This is a genomic window from Pseudoalteromonas sp. SA25, assembly GCF_011378705.1.
GTDB lineage: Bacteria > Pseudomonadota > Gammaproteobacteria > Enterobacterales > Alteromonadaceae > Pseudoalteromonas > Pseudoalteromonas arctica.
The window spans coordinates 251,092-274,617 of sequence record NZ_WTKV01000003.1; the positions used below are offsets into that span (position 1 = coordinate 251,092).

At 39.1% G+C, this 23,526-nt stretch carries 24 protein-coding genes and 1 riboswitch; of the genes, 14 read left to right on the forward strand and 10 right to left on the reverse strand.

The genetic code is table 11. From position 1 onward, the window contains the following. Nucleotides 1–8: 8 nt before the first annotated feature. The 4 genes from GQR45_RS04035 to recQ all read right to left on the reverse strand — a co-directional run bounded on the left by GQR45_RS04035 (nucleotide 9) and on the right by recQ (nucleotide 4,650). A complete protein-coding gene (locus GQR45_RS04035; RefSeq protein ID WP_007583721.1) occupies nucleotides 9–584 on the reverse strand; it encodes a mechanosensitive ion channel domain-containing protein in 576 nt (191 codons plus the stop codon). 69 nt (nucleotides 585–653) lie between these two features. After that, entirely contained in the window at nucleotides 654–2,363 is a 1,710-nt protein-coding gene (locus tag GQR45_RS04040; RefSeq protein WP_024609055.1) for a BamA/TamA family outer membrane protein, read from the reverse strand. Nucleotides 2,364–2,534: 171 nt separating this feature from the next. Continuing rightward, nucleotides 2,535–2,819, reverse strand: a complete 285-nt coding sequence (locus GQR45_RS04045; RefSeq protein ID WP_007583724.1) for a DUF3630 family protein — start codon at nucleotides 2,817–2,819, stop codon at nucleotides 2,535–2,537. Nucleotides 2,820–2,826: 7 nt separating this feature from the next. After that, a complete protein-coding gene (gene recQ, locus GQR45_RS04050) occupies nucleotides 2,827–4,650 on the reverse strand; it encodes a DNA helicase RecQ (protein WP_165725187.1) in 1,824 nt (607 codons plus the stop codon). 384 nt (nucleotides 4,651–5,034) lie between these two features. On the opposite strand from recQ, the gene GQR45_RS04055 reads away from it, so the two are divergent. Both GQR45_RS04055 and rarD read left to right on the forward strand, forming a co-directional pair. Then, nucleotides 5,035–5,490 (forward strand): thioesterase family protein, encoded by a 456-nt coding sequence (locus GQR45_RS04055; RefSeq protein ID WP_206008532.1) that lies wholly within the window; start codon nucleotides 5,035–5,037, stop codon nucleotides 5,488–5,490. A gap of 51 nt (nucleotides 5,491–5,541) precedes the next feature. After that, nucleotides 5,542–6,459, forward strand: a complete 918-nt coding sequence (rarD, locus tag GQR45_RS04060) for an EamA family transporter RarD (protein ID WP_165725188.1) — start codon at nucleotides 5,542–5,544, stop codon at nucleotides 6,457–6,459. Between the two features lie 17 nt (nucleotides 6,460–6,476). On the opposite strand, the gene GQR45_RS04065 is transcribed toward rarD, so the two are convergent. Continuing rightward, nucleotides 6,477–7,712, reverse strand: a complete 1,236-nt coding sequence (locus tag GQR45_RS04065) for a response regulator (RefSeq protein WP_165725189.1) — start codon at nucleotides 7,710–7,712, stop codon at nucleotides 6,477–6,479. A gap of 86 nt (nucleotides 7,713–7,798) precedes the next feature. Further along, complete coding sequence (locus GQR45_RS04070) at nucleotides 7,799–8,173, reverse strand: DUF413 domain-containing protein (protein ID WP_007583734.1); 375 nt, start codon at nucleotides 8,171–8,173, stop codon at nucleotides 7,799–7,801. A 91-nt stretch (nucleotides 8,174–8,264) separates the two neighbouring features. On the opposite strand from GQR45_RS04070, the gene GQR45_RS04075 reads away from it, so the two are divergent. The 8 genes from GQR45_RS04075 (at nucleotide 8,265) to ung (ending at nucleotide 16,363) form a co-directional block, all read left to right on the forward strand. Further along, complete coding sequence (locus GQR45_RS04075) at nucleotides 8,265–9,137, forward strand: LysR family transcriptional regulator (RefSeq protein ID WP_165725190.1); 873 nt, start codon at nucleotides 8,265–8,267, stop codon at nucleotides 9,135–9,137. 166 nt (nucleotides 9,138–9,303) lie between these two features. Continuing rightward, entirely contained in the window at nucleotides 9,304–10,236 is a 933-nt protein-coding gene (locus tag GQR45_RS04080) for a porin (protein WP_007583738.1), read from the forward strand. 61 nt (nucleotides 10,237–10,297) lie between these two features. After that, a riboswitch (cobalamin riboswitch) is annotated at nucleotides 10,298–10,432 on the forward strand. Between the two features lie 512 nt (nucleotides 10,433–10,944). Then, nucleotides 10,945–11,757: an ABC transporter ATP-binding protein gene (locus GQR45_RS04085; RefSeq protein WP_165725191.1), complete on the forward strand. Its 813-nt coding sequence runs from the start codon at nucleotides 10,945–10,947 to the stop codon at nucleotides 11,755–11,757. A gap of 1 nt (nucleotide 11,758) precedes the next feature. Beyond that, nucleotides 11,759–12,763: an iron ABC transporter permease gene (locus GQR45_RS04090; protein ID WP_165725192.1), complete on the forward strand. Its 1,005-nt coding sequence runs from the start codon at nucleotides 11,759–11,761 to the stop codon at nucleotides 12,761–12,763. A 4-nt stretch (nucleotides 12,764–12,767) separates the two neighbouring features. Then, nucleotides 12,768–14,252: a cobyric acid synthase gene (locus GQR45_RS04095; protein ID WP_165725193.1), complete on the forward strand. Its 1,485-nt coding sequence runs from the start codon at nucleotides 12,768–12,770 to the stop codon at nucleotides 14,250–14,252. Beyond that, nucleotides 14,245–14,844: a cob(I)yrinic acid a,c-diamide adenosyltransferase gene (gene cobO / locus GQR45_RS04100; RefSeq protein ID WP_007376484.1), complete on the forward strand. Its 600-nt coding sequence runs from the start codon at nucleotides 14,245–14,247 to the stop codon at nucleotides 14,842–14,844. Before GQR45_RS04095 ends, cobO begins: the two co-directional genes overlap by 8 nt. Then, nucleotides 14,844–15,704 carry a cobalamin-binding protein gene (locus GQR45_RS04105; protein WP_165725194.1) on the forward strand — a complete coding sequence of 287 codons (861 nt, stop codon included), beginning with the start codon at nucleotides 14,844–14,846 and terminating at the stop codon, nucleotides 15,702–15,704. Before cobO ends, GQR45_RS04105 begins: the two co-directional genes overlap by 1 nt. Next, on the forward strand, nucleotides 15,701–16,363 hold the full coding sequence (gene ung / locus GQR45_RS04110) for a uracil-DNA glycosylase (RefSeq protein ID WP_165725195.1): 663 nt from the start codon (nucleotides 15,701–15,703) through the stop codon (nucleotides 16,361–16,363). The genes GQR45_RS04105 and ung overlap by 4 nt, the downstream gene beginning before the upstream one ends. A 107-nt stretch (nucleotides 16,364–16,470) precedes the next feature. Here the strand turns inward: ung and GQR45_RS04115 are convergent, their stop codons facing one another. Further along, nucleotides 16,471–16,659 (reverse strand): DUF3545 family protein, encoded by a 189-nt coding sequence (locus GQR45_RS04115; RefSeq protein WP_007583746.1) that lies wholly within the window; start codon nucleotides 16,657–16,659, stop codon nucleotides 16,471–16,473. Between the two features lie 223 nt (nucleotides 16,660–16,882). Beyond that, nucleotides 16,883–17,833, reverse strand: coding sequence for a transaldolase (gene tal, locus GQR45_RS04120; protein ID WP_007376481.1), 951 nt, complete (start codon nucleotides 17,831–17,833; stop codon nucleotides 16,883–16,885). A 225-nt stretch (nucleotides 17,834–18,058) separates the two neighbouring features. Here tal and yaaA point away from each other — a divergent pair, with 225 nt between their 5' ends. The 3 genes from yaaA to GQR45_RS04135 all read left to right on the forward strand — a co-directional run bounded on the left by yaaA (nucleotide 18,059) and on the right by GQR45_RS04135 (nucleotide 20,838). Further along, nucleotides 18,059–18,838, forward strand: a complete 780-nt coding sequence (yaaA, locus tag GQR45_RS04125; protein ID WP_165725196.1) for a peroxide stress protein YaaA — start codon at nucleotides 18,059–18,061, stop codon at nucleotides 18,836–18,838. Between the two features lie 121 nt (nucleotides 18,839–18,959). Then, entirely contained in the window at nucleotides 18,960–19,916 is a 957-nt protein-coding gene (locus GQR45_RS04130) for a mechanosensitive ion channel family protein (RefSeq protein ID WP_165725197.1), read from the forward strand. 238 nt (nucleotides 19,917–20,154) lie between these two features. Further along, nucleotides 20,155–20,838 carry a hypothetical protein gene (locus tag GQR45_RS04135; protein ID WP_165725198.1) on the forward strand — a complete coding sequence of 228 codons (684 nt, stop codon included), beginning with the start codon at nucleotides 20,155–20,157 and terminating at the stop codon, nucleotides 20,836–20,838. A 92-nt stretch (nucleotides 20,839–20,930) separates the two neighbouring features. Here GQR45_RS04135 and GQR45_RS04140 read toward each other — a convergent pair whose 3' ends face one another. Together GQR45_RS04140 and srmB are read right to left on the reverse strand one after the other, a co-directional pair. Beyond that, nucleotides 20,931–21,251, reverse strand: a complete 321-nt coding sequence (locus tag GQR45_RS04140; protein WP_010553266.1) for a BON domain-containing protein — start codon at nucleotides 21,249–21,251, stop codon at nucleotides 20,931–20,933. Nucleotides 21,252–21,523: 272 nt separating this feature from the next. Then, nucleotides 21,524–22,750 carry an ATP-dependent RNA helicase SrmB gene (gene srmB, locus GQR45_RS04145; protein ID WP_007376476.1) on the reverse strand — a complete coding sequence of 409 codons (1,227 nt, stop codon included), beginning with the start codon at nucleotides 22,748–22,750 and terminating at the stop codon, nucleotides 21,524–21,526. Nucleotides 22,751–22,825: 75 nt separating this feature from the next. On the opposite strand from srmB, the gene GQR45_RS04150 reads away from it, so the two are divergent. Beyond that, the gene (locus GQR45_RS04150) at nucleotides 22,826–23,524 is read left to right on the forward strand and encodes a methyltransferase (protein ID WP_165725199.1); all 699 of its coding nucleotides are present in this window, start codon (nucleotides 22,826–22,828) and stop codon (nucleotides 23,522–23,524) included. Nucleotides 23,525–23,526 lie beyond the last annotated feature (2 nt).

Consider the following 23,526-nt stretch of genomic DNA (forward strand, 5'->3'; position numbering starts at 1 on the left):
TTACTTTTTTAACTATGTTTTTTAGGTCCAATAATACGCTTTATAACGGGGGCTTTTGTTGGCTTTGGTTCTTTATTTAAGACCATGACAGGACGGGTCACAAATAAATTGTTAGGGTAAATTACGCGGTGCCCATCAATATGCTCAAGTACTACATTCATTAAGCCCATTTCAACAATGCGCCCTTCAACATGATTTGCACCATCAATAATTCGTACCCAATAGCCAACACGGCAATCGTTTTGAATAAACATTAGTAAAAATGCGGTGAGATTACTTAATAATGACCAGGCAGCGAAGAGTGCTACGCCCAACATAGCGAATAAAGAGGAGCCTAAAACCAATAAGCCACGCAGCTCTATACCCCAAAATACTAAAACTAAACACAGCACGACAAAGGCGAGTATAATTTTTAGTAAGAGCTCTGCACGATATTTTCGGTGTAAATCAACTTTCCCCTTAATTGCTTTTTCGAGTAATTTTTTGGTTATTTTTAATAGCAGAGGGAAAACCAAAATAGCGATTATAGTTACAATTAACTTATATTGTGATGCAAACAATTCTAAAACTTCTATTATTTCCACATTAGGCCCTGAACTTTAATACCAATTTAATTTAATTCAATTGGTATTAGTTTAACGCGTTTGTATTATTTAAAAAGTGTTTTTAACGCTCACTAACCACTGTACTGAGTCTACGTCATCGTAGCTATCAACTGGGGCTGCAATATCAATGTGGATCATGGTTCCTGAGTTTGCACGACTTGGTGCTAAACGAAGACCCACGCCTATATTTTTTAATACATGTGCGTTTTCACCATTATCTTTATCGTTAAACCATGCTCTGCCCACATCTACAAAAGCTGCGCCACCCACTTTAAATAGTTGTAGTAAATCGTACTCCCAGTAATAGCGCTTTTCTAGATTAACTAAAAAGCTGCGGTCGCCATGTTGATAATCCATAGGGTAACCACGCAGGCCTGTTTCGCCGCCTAAAGTAAGCTGTTGATCAGCAGTAAGGTTTTTTGCGTATTGCACGCGGGCTTTAACATACCAAGATTGGTCTTCACTGGTATTTAAATAATATTGTACTTGGCTGGTGGCCATAAAGTTTTCGAGTTTTTTCTGTTCTTTATTCCAATAGCCATCAATATCAGCACTAAAACGCCATAAGGTATTATCGTTAGTAAAGTGGGCTTTTTTAAAGTTAAAAGAATACACTGCGCGGCTGTCGTCATTACTTAATGATTCGTCTGAATAGCCAATTAAGCTTTTAATATTCCAACCTAAGTTTAAATCCTCAGTGCGAGATATACTGTCAAAATTGCGTACTTTTATGTAGTTATCTTCAAACCAATGGCCGCTTATAAAGGGATAACTTAAACTTCTGTCATCGGCAAGTGGTGCAAATGTAGTGTCTATAGCTTCAAAGGTATGCTGCTCGTCGGTATAACCTAAGGTTAAGCGTTGGGTCCAATTATTATTAAGCGCTTTAGAGTGTCCTATAAATGCACGGTTTAAATCGGTAGTTTGATCAAATTCGCTAAACTCTTCGCCGCGTTTATATAGCGATTCTTCGCGCTGCTCAGAATAGCTTAAAATACCGTAACTAAAAGGGGTGTCTATCGCGTAAAATGGATAGGTTAGCTCAAGTAAATGGCGCTTGCCATCGCTGTTATCAGCGTACTCTAAACGGCCGCGGTAGCGAGTAGATAAAATATTAGGATCGTCGTAAACAAATAAATAACCGCTACGATCGCTGTCGGTCGTGCGTGACAAAGAAAGGCGCTTCCCCCAACCAAGCAGGTTTGATTCTCTAAAACCTATACTCGATTTATTTTCTCCGCCGCTACGGCTAAAGTTTACTTCAGGTAAAAGTGTCCATAAATCACGGGTAACCACTTCTACATTAACGTCACCGTCGCAGTTTTCGATTGCACTAATTTGTGCATCATATAAGTAGCTTTCTTTACGAAGTAGGCGCTCAGACTCTGCAAGCTTTTTAGCATCGTACTTGTCACCAGGGGAGAATAATAAAAGGTTATTAATGACATCGGGCTCTGTTTGAATATGAGCGCGGTTAGCAAATCGGAATAGGGCATTATTTTCCTCTTCAAGCTCAGTATTAAATACATTAAGTTGCTTGAGCTTTATTGAGGCTATTTTAGCGTTACTATTACTGTGCGTGAGGGTTGTTTTGTCTTGAACTTCTCGGCGTAAGTTTTTATTTGTGCTTAAATCTGTCTGTTCTACAAGGCAGTTATCAGTTTTCGTTGAAGATTGTTGTGCGAATGCATTAGGCACATAAAAGCTTAAAACCGTTAAGCTAATACAACATTGTGCTATCCATTTCTTGTTCACCATTAAACCTCTTTACTGCTACGTAGCAAATGACTATCGTAATATCAGCTTACATCATTGTTATTATAATGTAAGTAAAAGGTATGGATTTTGAAACTAATTAATTGTTACTCATATTCACTTATGTTAATAACCAACCTGGTTTAGAACCGCCTGTGTGCGGGGTATTAAAAGCTAACTTAAATAAAATGCTAAAGCGGCTAATAAGTGCTCAGCTTCATGGCCTTCGGCATTAATCCAAATACTTTGGCTGTAATGCTCATAGTTTAAATTAAAGGTCTGCTGATTATAGGTAAAGCGAACTTGATGGCGATCGGCGCCTGCAGAATACTCATTGAGTGTTACATCGTCTGAGTGTAAAAAGAGTGTGCTCCACAGTTCAAAGTCTTCATCGTGTGGAGGCTCGACTGGTGTAATTAAAATGTATTTATGGGCGTGGTCATATTCTATTTGGGTCATAACATTCTTAATTTGTAGCTAGGTAATTGCGAATTGCAGTTAAAAATTCGCCGCCGTACTTATTTAACTTAGTAAAACCCACACCCGACACTTTTAAAAATTCACTGTCGTTTGTTGGCATAAGCTGCGCCATTTCGGCTAATGTTTTATCATTAAATACCACATAAGGTGGTACATCATCGGCATCAGCAAGTTCTTTACGTAGTGCGCGCAGGCGAGCAAACAGTTTTTTGTCGTAATTAAATTGCGCTAACTTATCTTGATAAACGTGTTTGGCTTGCAGGCGTGGCTCGGCTAATTGCAGTGCGTACTCACCTTTTAAAATTGCACGCGCGGCTTCGGTTAACCTAAGTGACGCACCTTGCGTTATATCTTGGCTAAGTAAGCCTTGATGAATAAGCTGGCGTAAAATACTAAGCCAAAATTCACTGCTTTTATCTTTACCTATGCCGTAAGTGCTTAGCTCATGATGATTGTTATCGCGTATGCGGCTAGTATTTGCACCACGTAGTAATTCAACAATGTACCCAAGACCAAAGTGCTGGTCAGCTCTATACACACAAGAAAGTGCTTGTTGGGCAACCAATGTACCGTCAAAGCTTTTAGGTGGATTTAAGCAAATATCGCAGTTACCACAAGGTTCGCGCTGATACTCACTAAAATAGTTAAGTAATATTTGACGGCGACACGTTTGTGCTTCGGCAAAGCTTGCCATTGCGTTAAAGCGTTGTTCTTCTACACGGCGGCGTTGTTCGTCGTCTATGTCTTCAAAAAAGCGCCTTACGCGACCTATATCAGCTGGATCAAAATACATTATAGCTTCTGCGGCAAGTCCATCTCGCCCAGCACGCCCCGTTTCTTGATAGTACGACTCGATACTTTTTGGAATATCGTAATGCAGTACAAAACGCACGTTAGGCTTGTTTATACCCATACCAAAGGCAACGGTTGCGACCACTATTTGTATATCGTCACGGGCAAAACCAGTTTGTACAAATTGTCGTTGCTCGTTACTCATACCTGCATGGTAAGCGGCAGCGTTTAGCCCTGCATCTGCAATTTTTTCAGCAATGTCGTCTACGCGTTTACGACTAGTGCAATAAATAATACCGCTCTGGCTTTTTTGCTCTTTTAAGTAGCGAAGCAGTTGCACCATAGGTTTAAATTTTTCTTCTATGGTGTAGCGAATATTGGGGCGATCAAAGCTGCCAGTATGAATATAAGGCTGTTGTAGTTTTAGTTGCTCAACGATATCAAAACGGGTGGCTTTATCGGCAGTTGCAGTGAGCGCCATCATGGGTACATGTGCAAAACGTTGCTTTAATTCGTTTAAGCGAAAGTAATGAGGCCTAAAATCGTGACCCCAATGCGACACACAATGCGCTTCGTCAATGGCAAATAAGCTTACATTTAAATGCGATAAACGCTCTAAAAATTCGCGTTGTAATACTTTTTCAGGTGCCACATATAAAAGCTTAATTTGCCCCTGATGAAGCTGTTGATACACCAATTGCTGCTCTTCTCGCGCTAAGCTGTTATTTACGTAAGCGGCTTTTACCCCAAGTGCTTGAAGTTGCGTTACCTGATCTTGCATTAGCGATATGAGCGGAGATATGACAATAGTTACGCCTTCGAGCACTAAAGCAGGTATTTGATAGCAAACCGATTTTCCGCCGCCAGTAGGGAGCAATACAAGCGAGTCTTGGCCGTTAATAGCAGCATCAATAACTGTTTTTTGGCCGTCGCGAAATTCACTGTAGCCAAACACTTGTTTGAGGACAGTTTCGGGTTTACGCACAAGGGTGCTAGAAGGTGGTGTTGATGTATTCATTGGCGGGTATTTTAGTGGTTTTTTAGTGAGATGTCTTTAGCTGAGTTACTTATACCAATCCGCAATACTACTTAATCAATTTGAGGGATCAAATCTGATGCTAGCTGCGTTAAAAATTTCTGATATAGAACAACTAAATAACGAGTTTTTGCCTTGTTATAGACACTATTTTCTTACATCCAGATAGATCACTTAATTAAGCTAATTGGTATTAACCTCAACTCTATTGTAAGTAAATTAAACTCTGGTAGTGTTGAAACCGCTTATTAAGATAGATCTGCTTTCTTAAAGTTAGGTTGCTAAGTAAGTGATTTAACTAGAGCCTCGTAGTTTTGCTTAAGTTATGCTTTACTCATCGTACCAGTTTAAACATAGAGAATAATAATGAATAAAGAAATGTTAATTGAACAAGTGGGCGCATTATTTGTAAATGGCATGCCGTTTAACCAGTTTTTACAAATATCGGTTGAGTCGTTGAGCCCTGAACAGGCCAAAATTACGTTTCCGTGGCAGGATGTACTCATTGGTAACCCTGCGCAAAAAATACTGCACGGTGGTGTTATTTCAGCCGTACTTGATAATGTAGGCGGTATGCTCGCTGCAGCAAGCGTGATTGATAAGCTCACCGATTTAGATATAGGAAGTGTGCAAACAAAATTAGCCACGCTTGGGACTATCGACTTGCGCACTGATTATTTGCGCCCTGGTAAAGGAGAGAGCTTTACAGCGAGTGCCACACTTATTCGCTCAGGTAATAAAGTGTGTGTTTGTCGAATGGAATTACATAATGAGGAATCAGTTCAAATTGCTTTTGGGACAGGCACGTATTTAGTTGGATAAAACGTGTATGGGAAGTAAACTAGCGGCCTTTTAAATCACTAAGTGTTTATTATGTCGATTGATACTGAGCAGCGTAAAGGTGCTATTTTTGCTTGTCTTGCTTTTTTTATGTGGGGCCTTGCGCCAATATATTTTAAGTTAATTCAGCATGTTTCTGCCTTTGAAATTTTAATGCATCGGGTTGTTTGGTCGGTTGTATTTTTAGTATTAGTAGTAAGTGTTTTAAAGTATTGGGGTAAAATTAAACGCATTATTGTTCAGCCTAAGCTTTTGCTTATGCTTGTTATTACCTCAACATTACTAGGGTTTAACTGGGGTTTATTTATATGGGCTATAAATAATAACCATATGCTTGATGCGAGTTTGGGCTATTACATAAACCCTCTTTTAAATGTATTACTGGGTATGCTCTTTTTAGGTGAACGCCTGCGTAAGTTTCAAGGTGTAGCAGTGGCACTGGCCTTTACCGGTGTTGTGCTGCAGCTAATTAGTTTTGGCTCGTTTCCGGTAGTGGCATTTTCATTAGCTATATCGTTTGCGCTTTATGGTTTGTTACGTAAAAAACTACCCGTTGAAGCCTTGCCTGGCATTTTACTCGAAGCACTTATATTACTTCCTGTTGCACTCATTTATTGGTGGTTAATGGTGCCTACAGCAACATCAAGCCTGCCAGCTAACGATTGGCATACTAATGCATTACTGATTAGTGCTGGTATTGTAACTACATTACCACTGCTGTGTTTTACCGGCGCCGCTAAGCGTTTGCAATACACTACATTAGGCTTTTTTCAGTATATTGGGCCAAGCCTAATGTTTATATTGGCAGTGGTGTTTTACGGTGAAGTGTTTGACGCTGAGAGATTAGTAACGTTTGCATGTATTTGGAGTGCGCTAGCTATTTTTAGTTGGGACTCTTACAATCAATCACGCAAACGTAAAAAAGCGGCTATTACAGCCGCAGAAGTATAATTAACCTTATAGAGCTGTTAGCTAACTACTTTATTACGGCCAGATTCTTTAGCGTCGTAAAGTTTTAAATCGGCCTGTTTTAATAATTCATCAATTTGATAAACAGGCCCATCTGCAAAACCAATAGATATAGTAAATTTGATTTTTTCTTTACTAAACTCTTGGCTGTTCGCCTCTATAAAGTACCTAAAACCTTCAAGTCTTTTTAGTGCTTCTTGTTTATCCGCATTTGCAAAGTAAACGGCAAACTCTTCACCACCTAAGCGGGCCACTAAATACTTTTTAAAATATTTACTAAAGCAAATGGAGAGCCCTTTTAATACTTCGTCGCCAACATCGTGTCCGTATGTGTCGTTAATCGCTTTAAAGTGATCAATATCAAGCATCGCTAAAGCACCATCACCTTTAGCACGTTTAATTTTCTTTAGTGATTTTTCAGCTTTTTCGAAAAAGTAACGGCGGTTTGGTAAATTAGTAAGGTAATCAGTATTAGCCTGTCGTTTTATGGTGGCCATAAGTTCTAACATATCGACGTTTTGGCTAAGTCTGCAATAAAACTCTTCATTATTAAAAGGTTTATGCAGGTAATCGTTTGCGCCATTTTTTAAAAACAAAGTTGATAAATCAGACGAGTCTGCGGCTGAAATACCTATAATCACTTTTTCATCGTTGTCATATAAACGACGAATTTCAGTGCATAGTTCATCACCATTCATGTTTGGCATTTCGTTATCAGTAATAATTACCGATATATCCGAAGATGTTTCAAGTATAGCCAGTGCTTCTATACCGTCTTCAGCTTGTAGAGTTTGATATTTATGGCGTGCAAGCAAGCTGCATATATAAGTACGTGTGGATGCGGAGTCATCAACAACGAGCACTTTTACATTTTCGTTGCGAGTTAATCTAAGTAATTGTCTTTCAAGGTATTGATATGCTTGTTTGTTTTCTTTAATGATGTAATCGATGATTGGGTATTTTTCTACGGTGTCGCGGGTTTTTTTATCAATATTGCCCGTCATTACAATCGTTGGAATATCAGCATTAACAGTGCAGGGTACTGCTTCACCTGACGGGGCATCAGGTAATATAAAGTCAACTACAGCGCAAAAGTAGCTATTTTTACTTATCAGCTCTTTTGCTTGTGCTAATGACTCTGCTATATCAACTTCATAACCTGCTTTAAGCGCGATGTGCTTTTGCACTCGCGCCATTGCAGGTGTATCTTCAACTATTAGTATTTTTCGCGTCACGTAACAACCTTGTTTATATTTTGCAAAATTATTTGCTTATACAAGTTGTAACTGTTAAAACGCAAAAAAGCAAACAACTTAAGTACTTACAGATTATCCGCTTCTGAATAATACTCTTGGCTAATCGGTGCCGGCCCTGACATTTTTGAGCGGCCAAATAAAGTATGAAACTTGGTTTTACAGGTCGTTAGCTTTAAGTATTTTACCCAAGCACGTTCGATTGGGTTAGTAGGTTCTTGTGAGCCAGTTACTACTGCTACAAACTGTTCTTGATGTTCGTTTTGCGGTTCAATTGTTTTACTGTATAAGCCTCTTAAAACAACACCGTGTTGTTCTAATATACTGGCTTCTAATAAGGTGAAGTTTCCGCTGCGGCTAAAACCACGTGGAAAATTCTGATCATCATAAAATTGACGTTGGCTAACAAATGCTTGGCGTAGTAATGAAATGTTATTGCTCATAGCTTTATCCTCATACCCTATTAATTAGCTGGAGTATGATGCAAGTTTGGCAATTTATTAAACAAATTATTTTTATCGTGAGGATAAAAAATTGGATATCGATTTATTAAAAACATTCGTTGAGGTAGTGCGTACGCGTCACTTTGGTAAAGCGGCCGAAAACCTTTATATTACGCAGTCTGCAGTGAGCTTTAGAATTCGCCAATTAGAGCAAGGGCTTGGTGTTAATTTGTTTATTCGCCAGCGTAATAATATTCAACTTACAGCACCTGGCGAGCGCTTATTACCGCACGCACAAATGATTATTACGGGCATGCAGCGGGCCAAAGTAGATGTTGCACTTGCCGACAATATGCATAAGCAAATTAGCTTAGCAGGAACGCCTAATATTTGGGATGCTTTTTTACAGTTTGGTATAACAAATATTGTATCGGCGATGCCGGGCGTGTCGTTGGTTGCAGAAGTTAAAGCACAACAAGAGAGCACTCGACTTTTATTAGAGCGTACTCTCGATTTGGCAATATTATTTGATCCACCAAAAGTAGATGAATTAGTGGTAGAGCGAATTTGTGAGTTGCCAATCATTCCAGTAAGCGGATACGACACCGCAACGAACGAAAACTTTTTTGATAATCAATATGTATATGTTGATTGGGGAACTACTTTTTCTCTTTGGCATGCGCGTCAGTTTACAGGAAAAACACCCCCTTACTTTAGAACCAGCACGGGGCGTATTGCACTTGATTTAATACTGCAATGTGGTGGTAGTGCATTTATACCTCGAGTATTGGTTGAAGGGCATTTAGAAAAAGGTGAGTTGTTTCATGTTAAAGGGGTAGAAAACACCTCAAGAGACGTATTTATAGCGTATCACAGAGACAACGAGCAAAAAGAGCTAATAGAAACCTTAGTTAATTTACTTTCGCAAATGACGCCAAGCTTGTCATTAAAGCAAGATAAGTAAGTACGACCATTTACTAGGCTTTCATGTTATTTTTATTTCACATTTAATGCATTTTTATTAACAAAAAAAGACATTAATATTTCCGTTGTAATATTACTGTCATTTAGGAATGACAAAATGCAGCAGTTTTGAAAATTAGTCTTTTGTGATTATCCAAGGAAATAACATGAAATTTGTAAAATCGAGCTTATGCTTAGCACTATTAAGTGGTTTATCTTTTAATGCACTTGCCGACGTAGACATTTACGGTAAAGCGAATGTAACAGTGCAATCATCTGATGATGGCGAAGGGTCTTTTACCGAGATAAAAAGTAATGCATCTCGTCTTGGTGTTAAAGGTTCTGAAAAAATAAATGATAGTTTAGAAGCGGTATATAAGTTTGAGTTTCAAGTTGATGTGTCTGATGCTGATTCAAAAGGCGATAACGACGACAATATTTCTGCGCGTAACCAATATGTTGGTTTAAAAGGTGCGTTTGGTCAGGTTGTAATTGGTCGTAACGATACTGCGCTTAAGCAATCTCAAGGTAAGTTAGATTTATTTAACGACCTTGAAGGCGACATTAAAAATGTATTTAAAGGTGAAAACCGCTTAGGAAATACAGTTAGTTATTCATCAAACTCATACGAAGGTTTTAAAGTACTAGCTACTTTTGTAGCTGAAGATGATGTAGACGCTGATAACGGTTATTCAATGGCGGTGACATACGGCGACGTGGCACTTAAAAAGAGCGCTGTATACGCCTCTATTGCGGCCGATAGCGAAGTAAATGGCTACGACGTAGTGCGTGCATCAATCCAAGGTAAAATCGAAAATTTTAAATTGGGCGCAATGTACCAAACACAAGAAGCAGTAGATGGCAGCGCAGAAGCGGATGGTTACTTGCTAAATGCTGCTTACAGCATGGGTAACAACACATTTAAAGTGCAATACCAAGATATGGACTTTGACGACAGCGACGATAAGTCAGCAATTTCAGTTGGTCTTGATCACAAATTAAATAAAAATATTAAAGTATTTGGTTTTTACTCAAGCTTCGATATGGACAACAACGTTGACCAAGACTACGTAGGCTTAGGTATGGAATACAAGTTTTAACTATTCGCTAAATTAGTTAAAACACTCCCTTTTTAACCGCGCTCTTTTGAGTGCGGTTTTTTTTGCTTTAAATTATTTACTTAGCCGCCCATAATAGAGCTTCATTTGGAATGAGGTGCGAGTCCTCGACTGTTCCCGCAACTGTAATTAGCGCAAAGCTTTAAGTCAGATACAAATGGTATAATACCAATTTTATTAAAAACATGATCTTTCTAGCGAATTAAATAACTTACTAACTTCGTTAAAAATTATTCATATATAACAACTATATGTCATAATTTCCGCCTTGTTATTAAGCTATTTATCTGTCGCTATAATAAATCACTAATTTAATGCAATTAGTATGAATTTTTTTAACGAGCGGGTTTACTCATTTTTTCTTGTAGTGCATTAGTATTTTTATCGCATTTTTAGTGAGTTCAACCTAGGGTCTGTTGAACTTTGCGGATTAAAATTTGTTCAAACTAGGGGCTATTTAATCGCGGCGCGAGGTTTGTAACCTAGTGGGCTAAGTAAAAACCGAGCAACAAAGAGTAAATAGCCCCTAGGAAGAACCCTTTGGGCAGCGCCTGTTTGGCATTAATGCTACGTTATCGCCCATTTATGGGGAATAACCACACTACATAGGCTCTGCCTTGCCTAAATACCAAACAGACTGTTGCAAATTTAACCTTGAAAGATCAACAGACCCTAGCCTAGGACTGACTATTGCACACTCAAACGCCATTAAATACACCATTACTAAACGTTAAAAACGTATCGTGGGATATTGGCAATAAAACGATCCTCAAAAAAATAAACCTTAAAATAACCACAGGTAAATTTGTTGGTTTAATTGGACCTAATGGCGCAGGTAAATCGAGCTTATTGCGTTGTTTATATCGCTTTAATAAACCTAGTGATGGCGTTGTAGAGTTTAACAACACCGACATTTGGCAGCTAAAAAGCGATGAGTACGCAAAAAAAGTAGCGGTTGTTTTACAAGAAACTCCGTCGCAATTTAACTTAAGCGTATTTGATGTTATTGCGCTTGGGCTAACGCCTCATAAATCGTTATTTAGCTCAATAACTAACATTGATAAACAAAAAATCATTCAAGCAATCAATACAGTCGGGTTGGAAGATCATAGTGATCAAAGCTTTGAGTCGCTCTCAGGCGGTGAAAAGCAACGTGCCTTGATAGCCCGCGCCATAGTCCAGCAACCTCAGTTGTTAATAATGGACGAACCAACTAGCCATTTAGATGTTAAATACCAAATACAGGTAATGGAGCTTGCTAAATCGTTGGGTGTGACGGTGTTTGCATCGTTTCATGATTTAAACTTAGCCTCGGCAATGTGCGATGAACTAGTGGTTATTAAAAACGGTGAAATTACACATACAGGTACGCCAAGTGAGGTATTAACCGAAAACATGTTAGGCGACGTTTTTGGTGTCTGCGCCCAAGTAAATGACCACCCGCAAATATCGAAGTCGGGAAATAGCATCCCTCATATCACTTACTTTTATGGTTACAAATAATATGAGCACAGTTAATAATCGCCACTCACTTGCGCTATTCATAAGTGCTGCAGCGGCTTTATTTAGCTTATTTGCAGCACTTAGTTTTGGCGCAGCAGAGACTTCACTTCAAGACGTACTTAATAGCTTTTTACTCTCAAATGATGCGTCTTTTAATACGCGTATTATTTACGAGCTAAGAATGCCACGCACATTACTCGCCTTTTTAGCAGGCTCTGGCTTAGCAATTGCAGGGCTTATTTTACAAACGGTAACGCGCAACCCTTTAGCCGATCCTTACTTATTTGGTATATCGTCGGGTGCCTCATTTGGCGTGGTGTTACTTATGGCGCTAGCAGGCATTAGCGCAGGCTTTATGCTATCGGCAGCAGCACTGCTGGGCAGCTTACTCGCTATGAGTTTATTAATACTTATTGCAGGTAGGCAGCAAAGTGCACAGGTAGAATCAATGTTATTAGCTGGTGTTGCTCTGTCGTTTTTATTTAGTGCATTTACCAGCTTGTTGCTTTATTGGAGCGACCCTCAGGCGGTAGCCGCTATTTTATTTTGGACGCTGGGCAGCTTTGCTCGTGCGCAGTGGGCTACGCTTTGGTTACCTTTATTGGTAATCACATTGTGTACGTTTGTAATGCTGAGCTTTAGAAGGCAACTCAATGCTATGTTACTTGGCGATGAAAGCGCAATTACATTAGGTGTTAGGGTCCAGCGCTTTAGAATACTTATGCTGGTTTTGAGCTCATTAATTACCGCTGTGCTGGTGGCTATGTGTGGTGGTATTGGGTTTGTAGGATTAATGGTACCGCACATTGTGCGCTTTTTTATATCCCAAGGCACCATCGCTGGCTTACTGGTAACCAGCTTAGTGGGCGGTACATTTATGGTGTGGGTTGATGTACTTTCGCGCTCCTTGCTAAAAAACCAAGAATTGCCCGTAGGCGTTATTACTGCTGCTATTGGTAGTGTGTTCTTTTTAAGTTTATTGTTTTTTAGAAAGCGAAGGGTGTAATTCCATGAAAACCTTGATGGTGCAAGGCACTACTTCCGACGCAGGTAAAAGCACTTTAGTTGCAGCCCTTTGCAGGGTATTTGCTAAGCGAGGGGTAAAGGTTGCGCCTTTTAAACCACAAAATATGGCACTTAATAGCGCAGTAACAAAAGATGGCGGCGAAATTGGTCGTGCGCAAGCTTTGCAAGCAATAGCAGCTAAAGTAGAGCCCGAAATAGATTTTAACCCTATATTACTTAAGCCTAATAGCGACACGGGCGCACAAGTGATTATTCACGGAAAAGCCATTAGTAATATGGAAGCTGGCAAATATCACGACTATAAAAAAGTAGCGATGGATGCAGTAATTACCTCACATAACCGCTTAGCTAAACGCTTTGAATTACTCCTTGTTGAAGGAGCGGGGAGCCCTGCTGAAATAAACCTGCGTGAAAACGATATTGCCAATATGGGTTACGCCGAAGAGGTAGATTGCCCTGTCATTATTATTGCCGATATTGATAAAGGTGGTGTGTTTGCACATTTGGTAGGTACGCTTGCGTTGTTAAGCGAGTCAGAACAGGCGCGCGTAAAAGGCTTTGTTATAAACCGCTTTAGAGGCGATATAGGTTTGCTGCAAGGCGGGCTTGATTGGCTTGAAGAATACACAAACAAACCCGTACTTGGCGTATTACCTTATTTGCACGATCTTGCGCTTGATGCCGAAGACGCCGTCGCAATTGATAATAATGTAACCAACGCCACAATTAATATTGCAGTGCTACTTGTTCCCCACATTAGTAACCACACCGATTTTGATGCACTGCGTTTGCACCCAAACATTAATATAAATTATGTGCGCCATACCCAAACGATCCCAGACGTTGATCTGATAATTCTCCCAGGCAGTAAAAATGTGCTGGGTGATTTAAATTTTTTGAAAAATGAAGGCTGGGACACTCAAATTAAGCGCCACTTACGCTATGGTGGCAAAGTACTTGGTATTTGTGGCGGCATGCAAATGCTGGGCAATACAATCAATGATCCCGATGGTATTGAGTCATCATTAAAACAAGTGACTGGGCTTGCTCTATGCGACTTTGAAACCACGCTGACGGCACAAAAAGTATTAACTAAAATAACCGCTTCACTGCTTTTAAATAACCAACAAACACCCTGTAGTGGTTACGAAATACATGCAGGGATTAGCCAAGGTACAGCGCTTAATAAGCCATTTTTAACCTTTGATGAAAGCCATCCACATGGTTTTATGTTCGATGGCTTTATTAGCGATGATAACGCCATTGCGGGCACTTATTTACATGGCTTATTTGATGAAGCCGATGCTACATCGCAAATTTTAAAATGGGTAAAACCAAGCGCCACAATTGACCCAATTAGTATTGCCGCTCACCGTGAGCAGCAGTTAGAACGATTAGCAACCATGTGCGAAACGCATTTAAACATACAGCAAATTATCTCGATTTATGAAGGACACAATAATGACTGAACAAAACAACGATAAGCACAAGCAGCGCCAACAAAAAGTAAAAGAACAAGTGGATGCGCGCGTTGCTGCAGCACAAGATGTAAAAGGTATTTTTCAGGTAATTACCGGCAATGGTAAAGGTAAATCAACCTCGGGTTTTGGCGTTGTAGCACGCTGCGTAGGGCATGGTAAAAAAGCAGCCGTTTGCCAATATATTAAAGGTACATGGGAATGTGGCGAGCGTAATTTATTACAAGGTGCAGGCGTTGAGTTTGTTGTAATGAACACCGGTTTTACCTGGGATACGCAAAATAAAGAAGCCGATACCGCAGCCGCCCAAGCAACATGGCAAGAGTCAAAACGCATGCTTGCAGATAGCAGTATTGATTTAGTATTACTCGATGAGCTTACGTATATGGTGACCTACGGCTACGTTGATTTAGATGAAGTGGTAACAGCGCTTAATAACCGCCCACCAATGCAGTCAGTTATTATTACAGGGCGTGCAGCGCATCGTACTTTAACCGACCTTGCCGACACTGTAAGCGAAGTGCGTAATGTAAAACACGCATTCGACTCAGGCATAAAAGCGCTAGAAGGGTTTGATTACTAATGCTTAAAGCGTTTTTTATTGGGCTGCTGCTTTTTAGTGTATCAGGCAGTGCACTTGCAGAGCAGGATAATGATTCTAAAAAGCTGCGCATAATCGCGCTTGCACCACATATAGTCGAAAACCTATTTGCCATAGGGGCGGGCGATAATATTGTGGGCACAGTTGATTACGCCGACTACCCTGCTGAGGCCCAAAGTATTGAGCGCATAGGCGGTTATTACGGTATCTCGCTTGAAAAAGTATTGGCGCTTAAACCTGATTTAGTAATTGCGTGGAAAAGCGGAAATCAAAGCGAAGATTTAGCCCAAATAGAGCGCCTGGGCATAAAAGTATATTTAAGTAACCCCACCACAATCGCTGGTGTAGCCGACGAGTTACTTACTTTTGGTGGATTTACAGGGAATATTGAGCAAAGCCAGCAAGCGGCAAATGCATTTACACAAAAACTAAACGGTATAGTTAAAAGCCAGCAAGATAAAAAAAATATTACCGGGTTTTATCAGTTATGGGCTGAGCCCATGATGACAGTAAGTAAAAATACATGGATAAGCCAACTGATTGAAACATGCCATGTAAGTAATGTATTTGCACAGAGCGTTACAGATTACCCGCAAATTAGTATCGAAAATGTCATTGTTACTAAGCCACAAGTTATTATTATCCCTGATGAAAAATCAAAAACACCACAGCCGGTTGTTAATTGGCAAAAGTGGCCAGAAGTGCCCGCCGTTAAAAATGATCAATTTATTAGCGTAAATGCCGATTTATTACATCGTTTTACTCCGCGCATGCTAGATGGACTCGCGGACATGTGTGATAAAATAGATGCATCACGTAAACAGATTAAGAGTACACAATGAGCGATTGGGCTACATTTTTAGAAAGTGAATTACAGCAATCTTACATGCAGGAAACGTTAGAGTATGTGGCTAATCGCCGCAATGAAGGTGTTGCTGTTTATCCGCCTGAACCTCAAGTATTTAGTGCTTTTGATGCCACAGCACTAAATGACATCCGCGTTGTAATTTTAGGACAAGACCCATACCACGGAGAAGGGCAAGCGCATGGCTTGTGTTTTTCGGTATTGCCTGATGTAAAAAAGCTGCCGCCGTCGCTTAAAAATATGTACAAAGAGTTAGCTGTCGATATCAGCGGTTTTGCTGTTCCTGAACACGGGTACCTGCAAAGCTGGGCAGATCAGGGCGTGTTTTTACTCAATACAGTATTGACCGTTGAGCAAGGGCAAGCGCATTCTCATAAGCATTTAGGATGGGAGCAATTTACCGATAATGTAATAGCGCATATTAATAAACACTGCGAAGGTGTGGTATTTATTTTATGGGGTGCACATGCACAAAAAAAAGGTAAAGGCATAGATAGCGCTCGCCATCATGTTTTAAAAGGGCCGCACCCATCGCCGCTTTCGGCGCATAGAGGCTTTTTTGGCTGTCAGCATTTTTCAAAAACGAATGAGCTATTACAAGCCCAAGGTGAAAAACCGATTAACTGGCAGGTGTAAATAACCTGAGCTCTGAATAATAAATTTATCTCATGCAGCTATTTTCAGCGCATTAAAAAAGGCTTCCATATATCGGAAGCCTTTTTGTTTAGTTGGGGCGTATTGAATTAAAAGTCGAGCTCTTCAATTGCAATACTGTCTGTAAAGTAGTCTAGTTCTTGTAGTTCTTTACGTAGGCGCTGTTTGTCTTTTATTGCTTCTATTTCACGCCATTTTCTTTTTTTATTTTTCTGAGAGGTTTTCCTTGTTGTATCTGGTCCTTCTAATATCTCTAATATATCGTTTAGGCTATCCATGAACTTCTCCTATTGATTTTATTGACCTCAAGAATACCTATACCACAGGCCTAGTTAAAATAGAATAAAAAAGTGACAGTTATGTTACATAAGTGTGATTAATTGATGAAGGTTTATACGAAGATTATATGAAGTCGATATGAAGATTATATAGAGGGGTAGCGTATTTTAGGCATAAAAAAACGCCGCTATTGCGACGTTTTTAAAACACGATTATAGCAAATTACATTGCTTTAAAGCGCGCCTCTAGTTGTTCTTGTGCATCAGCAAAAGAGCGAATACCTTCAGCTAGTTTTTCAGTAGCCATAGCATCTTGGTTATGTAACCAACGGAACTGTGCTTCTGTTAATGGCTCTGGTTTTGGCTCTTGTGGAACATCGCTTTCAAGCAAATATTCTTGTGCGCCTTCAAGGTTGCCTAAATCTTCTAAAAGATTAGGGCTAATAGTTAGCTTGTCACAACCTGTAAGTGCAATAATTTCGCCTGTGTTACGGAAACTTGCACCCATCACAACTGTTTTGTAGTCATGGCGTTTGTAAAATTCAAAAATGCTGCGTACAGACTGAACACCTGGATCTTGTAGCGGATCGGTTGGTTTTTCCATACCGTTAGCAACGTGCCAATCTAAAATACGGCCAACAAATGGCGAAATTAGAAATACGTTTGCATCGGCACACGCGCGGGCTTGGGCATCGCTAAATAATAAAGTAAGGTTACATTTAGTCCCTTCTTTTTCTAGCTGCTCAGCGGCTTTAATACCTTCCCATGTAGACGCTACTTTAATTAAAATTTTGTCTTTGCTTACACCTTCTTTTTCGTAAAGGCTAAGTAGGGTATGTGCTTTATCAATCGTAGCTTGCGTATTAAACGAAAGGCGTGCATCTACTTCAGTAGAAATATAACCAGGTACAATAGCGCTAATTTCTTTACCTAGTAATACGGCAAAGTAATCACATGCTAGTTCAAGTTGTTTAGCAGGCTCTTGCTCGGTTTCTTTTGCGTAGCTCCAAGCTTTATCTAAGTAAGGCTTATATGCTTCAATCTCGCTCGCTTTTAATAAAAGCGACGGGTTTGTAGTTGCATCTTCTGGTTGATGCTTTTTAATAGCTTCAATATCACCAGTGTCGGCCACAATAGATGAATGTTGTTTTAGCCTTTGTAGAGCTGAAGTCATTTGCTTTCCTCATTCCAAGCAAGTTAAAAGAAAAATCTAATCACTCTTAATATATCTAATCCATACTGCAACAGTGTGACAATGCTTGATAGGTCTTATGTCCTGATCAATAAAAAAACGGCAATGCATGGGTTATTAAGAGAGGATTTATTTAAACAAAACGTGCTTTTCGTTTCATTTAATGTTGAAATTGACACTAAATAAATTACAAGTCAATAGCTAACTATGATCACTGTTATTTCACCTGCAAAAAATCTTGATTACGAAACGCCACCCGCAACAGACAAGTTCACTCAGCCTGAATTACTAGAGCACAGCGAAGAGCTCATGAAAGTATGCCGTGAACTAACACCAGCGCAAATTGGCAGTTTAATGAAAATTAGCGACAAGCTATCCGGGCTTAACGCAGCACGCTTTAGTGAGTGGGCGCTGCCGTTTACACAAAGCAATGCTAAACAAGCCGCACTTGCCTTTAATGGTGATGTATATGGCGGTTTAGATGCAAGCACGCTTAAAGCTAGCGAGCTTGATTACGCACAAAACCATTTACGTATACTTTCGGGTTTATACGGCTTATTAAAACCACTTGATTTAATGCAAGCTTATCGCCTTGAAATGGGCACCAAGCTTGAAAACTCACGTGGCAAAAACTTATACGAGTTTTGGGGCAGCGTAATCGCGAATAAACTAAACGACGTATTAAAAGCGCAAGACGCACAATATTTAGTTAACCTTGCTTCAAATGAATATTTTAAAGCGGTAGATAAAAAAGCGCTTAATGCACAAATTATTACCCCACACTTTAAAGACTGTAAAAACGGTCAATATAAAGTAATCAGCTTTTATGCTAAAAAAGCACGCGGCATGATGGCGCGCTACATTATCGAAAATAAAGTAACGCAGTTAAGCCAACTTAAAGAGTTTACGGTAGCAGGTTATTACTTTAGCCCAGAGGCAACAGTTAAAGAGCTTGAGCCGGTATTTATGCGCGACGAACAAAATTAGGTTTATAAGCTTAAATAAAAAATTTAAAAGCCATGCATTGCATGGCTTTTTTGATGTTGGCGTTATATTTGCAATCTCATCTAATATTAATGAGAACACTAATTAAATAGGTGCAAATAAAATGATCAGCATTCCGTCAATTGACGAAGCCGAAAAACTAATAGAAGAAAAGCTCGGAGGGTGGTTTGATGTTGTAATAAGTCATATCCCTAATTTTATAGTTGCGATACTGATCGCAATTGTGTTTTCAATATTGGCACGCTTTGCTGGCAAGCTGATGAAAAACGTATTACGCCGCTCACTCGACTCAAAACAAATTGCCGACTTAATGGCGTCAATTTTTAAAGTTATTGTGTTGTGCATAGGTTTATTTATAGCGCTCGATTTTGTTGGCTTAAAAGGCACCGTTACTTCGCTACTTGCTGGTGCAGGTATTGTGGGTTTAGCAATTGGTTTTGCGTTTCAAGACATGACCGAAAACCTAATTGCTGGTATAGCAATGGGTGTACGTAAGCCATTTAAAACAGGTGACGTAATAGAAACCGATGATGTGTTTGGTTCAATACATTCTATAAACCTACGTAACACGCTAATAGAGAGCTTTTACGGGCAATTAATACTTGTGCCAAATAAAGTCTTATTTAGAAATGTATTAAAAAATTACACCACTTTAGGTGTTAGGCGCATAGAAGTGCCAGTGGGTATTTCGTACGGTGACGACATAGAAAAAGCAAAAGACGTTATAGTCGAAAAAATTAACGAATTTGACTTTGTAATACGCAAAGACGAAACCGCCGTATACGCTGAAGGCTTTGGTGACAGCAGCATCAACTTACTGGTATGGTTTTGGATTAAATACCCAGGCGAGCCTGACTTTATGACGGTACGCCATAAAGGTGTTGTTGCCGTTAAGCAAGCACTAGACGAGGCGGACATTAGCATTCCATTCCCAATTCGCACTTTAGATTTTGGTATTAAAGGCGGCGAAAAACTCGATGCTATGATAAGCGACAAAATAAGCCAGCAATCATCAAATAAAGACAGTAGCGACGGTACTGACTCTAACCAAAGTGAGTAATTTAGTTAAAGCTCATTAGGTAAAAGCATTGGGAAATAGTTACTTACCAACAGCGCATTTTTACAGAGTAAAAATGCGCTTTTTAATTAGTTCAAGTCACTTTTCTTTATTCATTAATTATTTTCTCCAGCAGATTTTGTAACGTATTTTTTATAAGGTAAGTTTCCCTTTTATCTATTTATTATGTAATTATTGGTTATACAAGGTGTATTTTTTTGGATATTAGGGTTACAAACAAATGAAGTTAAAGATTAAATGGTTTACAAAAATAATTTTATTTTCAAGCCTAGTTATTAGCTTTATTTCAGTAGGTAACGAATATAATGCTAAATATGATGTGAGTTATAAATTAAATATAGATAACAATATCGCTGAAATACTTTTTCTCGATAAAAACAAAAACCTTACCTCTACATTAATCTTACCAAATAAAGCGGCATATATTGAAAAAGAGAAGTTACGAGAGTTTTGCAGCTCAGATGATGTTTTATGCCCTAGAAAAAGTTATGAAAGTAACGTTATCACTTGGTCACCTGATAATGAATATTTAGCTGTGTTTGTGGGTAATACAAAAGGGTTTTGGTTTATCCCCAGTAAAGAGATAACAAAAGCCGCATTCAATAAAAATAATGTAGTTAAAGTCGGCGTACATACTCAAAACGATAAAATAAATATTGCTCTATTTCATGGCGCGGCAGGATGGGTTGATAATCATCATTACGTTTTTTCAGCGGGTTTAAGTGGTGACAATTTTGTTTATAAGTTTAACCCAAAAACAAAGGAACTTAAGGGTTTTCCTTTTGAGCTAAATGAAGATTCTACGGTAAGCAGTTTTAAAGAAGTTTTTGTTGAAAGTTTTAATTCACAAAAAAGTAGTTTTAAATTAAGTGATGTTATTCAACAGCTAGATAAATTGAAATAACTACAAAAAATAAACATAAAAAAGCGCAGCATGTGTTGGAGTAACAAGCCGCGCTTATGATTAGTTATACAAATAAGTTTATGTGGTGCGTATTAAATAACGCTAATTTTATTACGAATGATTTTTACACCATCCATATTTTCTAAAAACTTTTGAGCTAGTGCGCGCTGAAAACCAGTTTGTGCTTCACCGTATAAATCTACTTCACCATTTTTTACCTGCACACGAATATCACTTAACGCTAGGTTAGGATTAGTTCGTAGGGTGTTGGTGATAGCTTGTTGTAAGTTAGGTTGAGTGGCTACACTGCTTACTACGGCCATGTTGGTTGCTGCACTTACTTTTGTAGCGCAAGCTAATAAAAATAAACAACAAAATGATACTAAAGCGATAGTTAACTTGAAGCGGTTCATAACTTAATCCTTACATTACGGTGAATAGTGCAGCCACAATATGGAAATTCCATCGGCTAGGTTATCTTTGTAGTTACAATTTCGGTGCCAATGTTAACGCTATGAAATATAAGGGAATTTTATTAAGTGGGAATTCAGGTGGGCAAAAATTACATTTAAATGAGTATGAGTTACATGCTTGGGTTACATATGTAACAGGTACAAACAGCAGAGCCTGCAAGGCTTGCATTAAAAAGCCGACAAAAGTCGGCTTAGTATAAAAATGTTTTAGGTTACTTTTTCTTTTTAACCTTAGCCTTTTTCTTGGCTTTCATTTTTACTGGATCTTTACGTTTTTTAGCCGGTGGCTTAGCTTCTTTATGCTGTGGCTCAACACCTCTAATTACACGGCGTTTTAATTTTTGTTCAACGTAGCGCTCTACTTTATATAAAATACCAATATCGTGTGCTTCAACTAGCGATATTGCTATCCCTTTTTTACCAGCACGGCCAGTACGACCAATACGGTGTACGTATACGTCGGCAGTGCGCGGCATATCAAAGTTAATAACGTGGCTGATGTCAGATACATCAATACCACGTGCAGCTACGTCGGTAGCAACTAATATGCTTGTTTTGCCACTGTGGAAGTTTTCCATGGCTTTCATACGTTTGTCTTGTGGCATTTCGCCGCGTAACCACGCCGCTTTTACATCATTAGTTGTAAGTTCGCCAATCAATGTTTCTAAGCGTTCGCGAGTTTTAACAAACACAATCGCTTTAGTTACGTCAGGGTTTTTTAGCGTATTAACTAATAATTCAAGTTTGTGATGATAATCGTCGGCTAAATGTACCCATTGGTGAATTTTTGCTTTTTCTTTACGTGACGATTCGGCTTCTAATAGAGCTGGGTCGTTTAATGTTTTTTCAGCAAACCTTTCTACGCTGTCACCTTCAAGTGTTGCTGAGAATAAAAAACATTGGCGACGATTTTTAGCTTCGTCACAAATACGGCTCATTTCTTTTTTGAAACCCATATCTAACATGCGATCTGCTTCATCAATAATAAGCATTTCTACGTGTTCAGCATGAAAGTTTTCGGTTTCTAGGTATTCCATTAATCGACCTGGTGTGGCGATTAAAATATCGTTATTTTTTTCAAAAATTTCTTTATGCGTGCCGTAGTTAATACCGCCTGTTACTACACCAATTTTTAGGTGTGTGCGTTTAGCTAGCAGTTCACATTGTTCATGAATTTGATAAGCCAGCTCACGAGTCGGGGTCATAACGAGTACGCGCGCAAAACCAGGGTCACGGCGTGGGAAATCCAGTAAGTACTGAATAGCCGGAATTAAAAATGCCGCTGTTTTACCTGTACCAGTAGGCGCAGATGCTAAAATATCGCGCCCCTGTAGTGCTTCAGGAATAGCTTGTTGTTGAATGCTGGTTGGCGTCTCGTAACCCATTTTATTAATGGCATCGAGTAGCTTGTTATCAAGATCAAATTCAGAAAATTGCATAGAGTGTCTAAAATAAGGGACAATTACCCTGATTATACGCGCTATGCTGCGCTTGGTGAATGAAAAGGTGAAAAAATGTCTGGTTTTGTATTTAAACAATTTAAAGTTGAACACGACCACTGTGCAATGAAAGTTTCTACCGATGGCATTTTGCTTGGCGCATGGGCTAATTTAAGCGGTGCAAAGTCATTACTTGATATAGGCACCGGCACTGGCTTGTTAGCACTAATGTGTAAGCAGCGCAGTAATGAGCTTGATATAACTGCGGTAGAAATTGACGAAAGCGCCTATACCCAAGCATTACAAAATGTAGCTAATAGCCCGTGGCCAACTATAAGTATTACGCACCAAACTATTCAACGCTTTAGTAGTGAAGTTAAATTTGACGTGGTTATCTCTAATCCACCGTATTTTAATCACAGTTTAAAAGGCGATAATGCTGCGCGTAATACCGCACGCCATACCGACGGCCTAAGTTTTGAAGAGTTAATTAATGCGTTTAAACATTTAAGCCATAGTGGTTCCCGCTTTAGCTTAATACTCCCAAGCGTTGAAGGCGCATTATTTATTGAGCTTGCTACTCAAAATGGGCTTTATTTAAATACTCATTGCCAAGTAAAATCCACGCCCAACAAAGATATTAGCCGCAGTTTAATGACATTTAGCTACGTAAAAAGCGATATAGAATCATCAATCCTGTGTATTAGAAACTTAGATAATACCTACACTGCTGATTATATAGCCCTGTGCAAAGCATTTTATTTGAAAATGTGAAG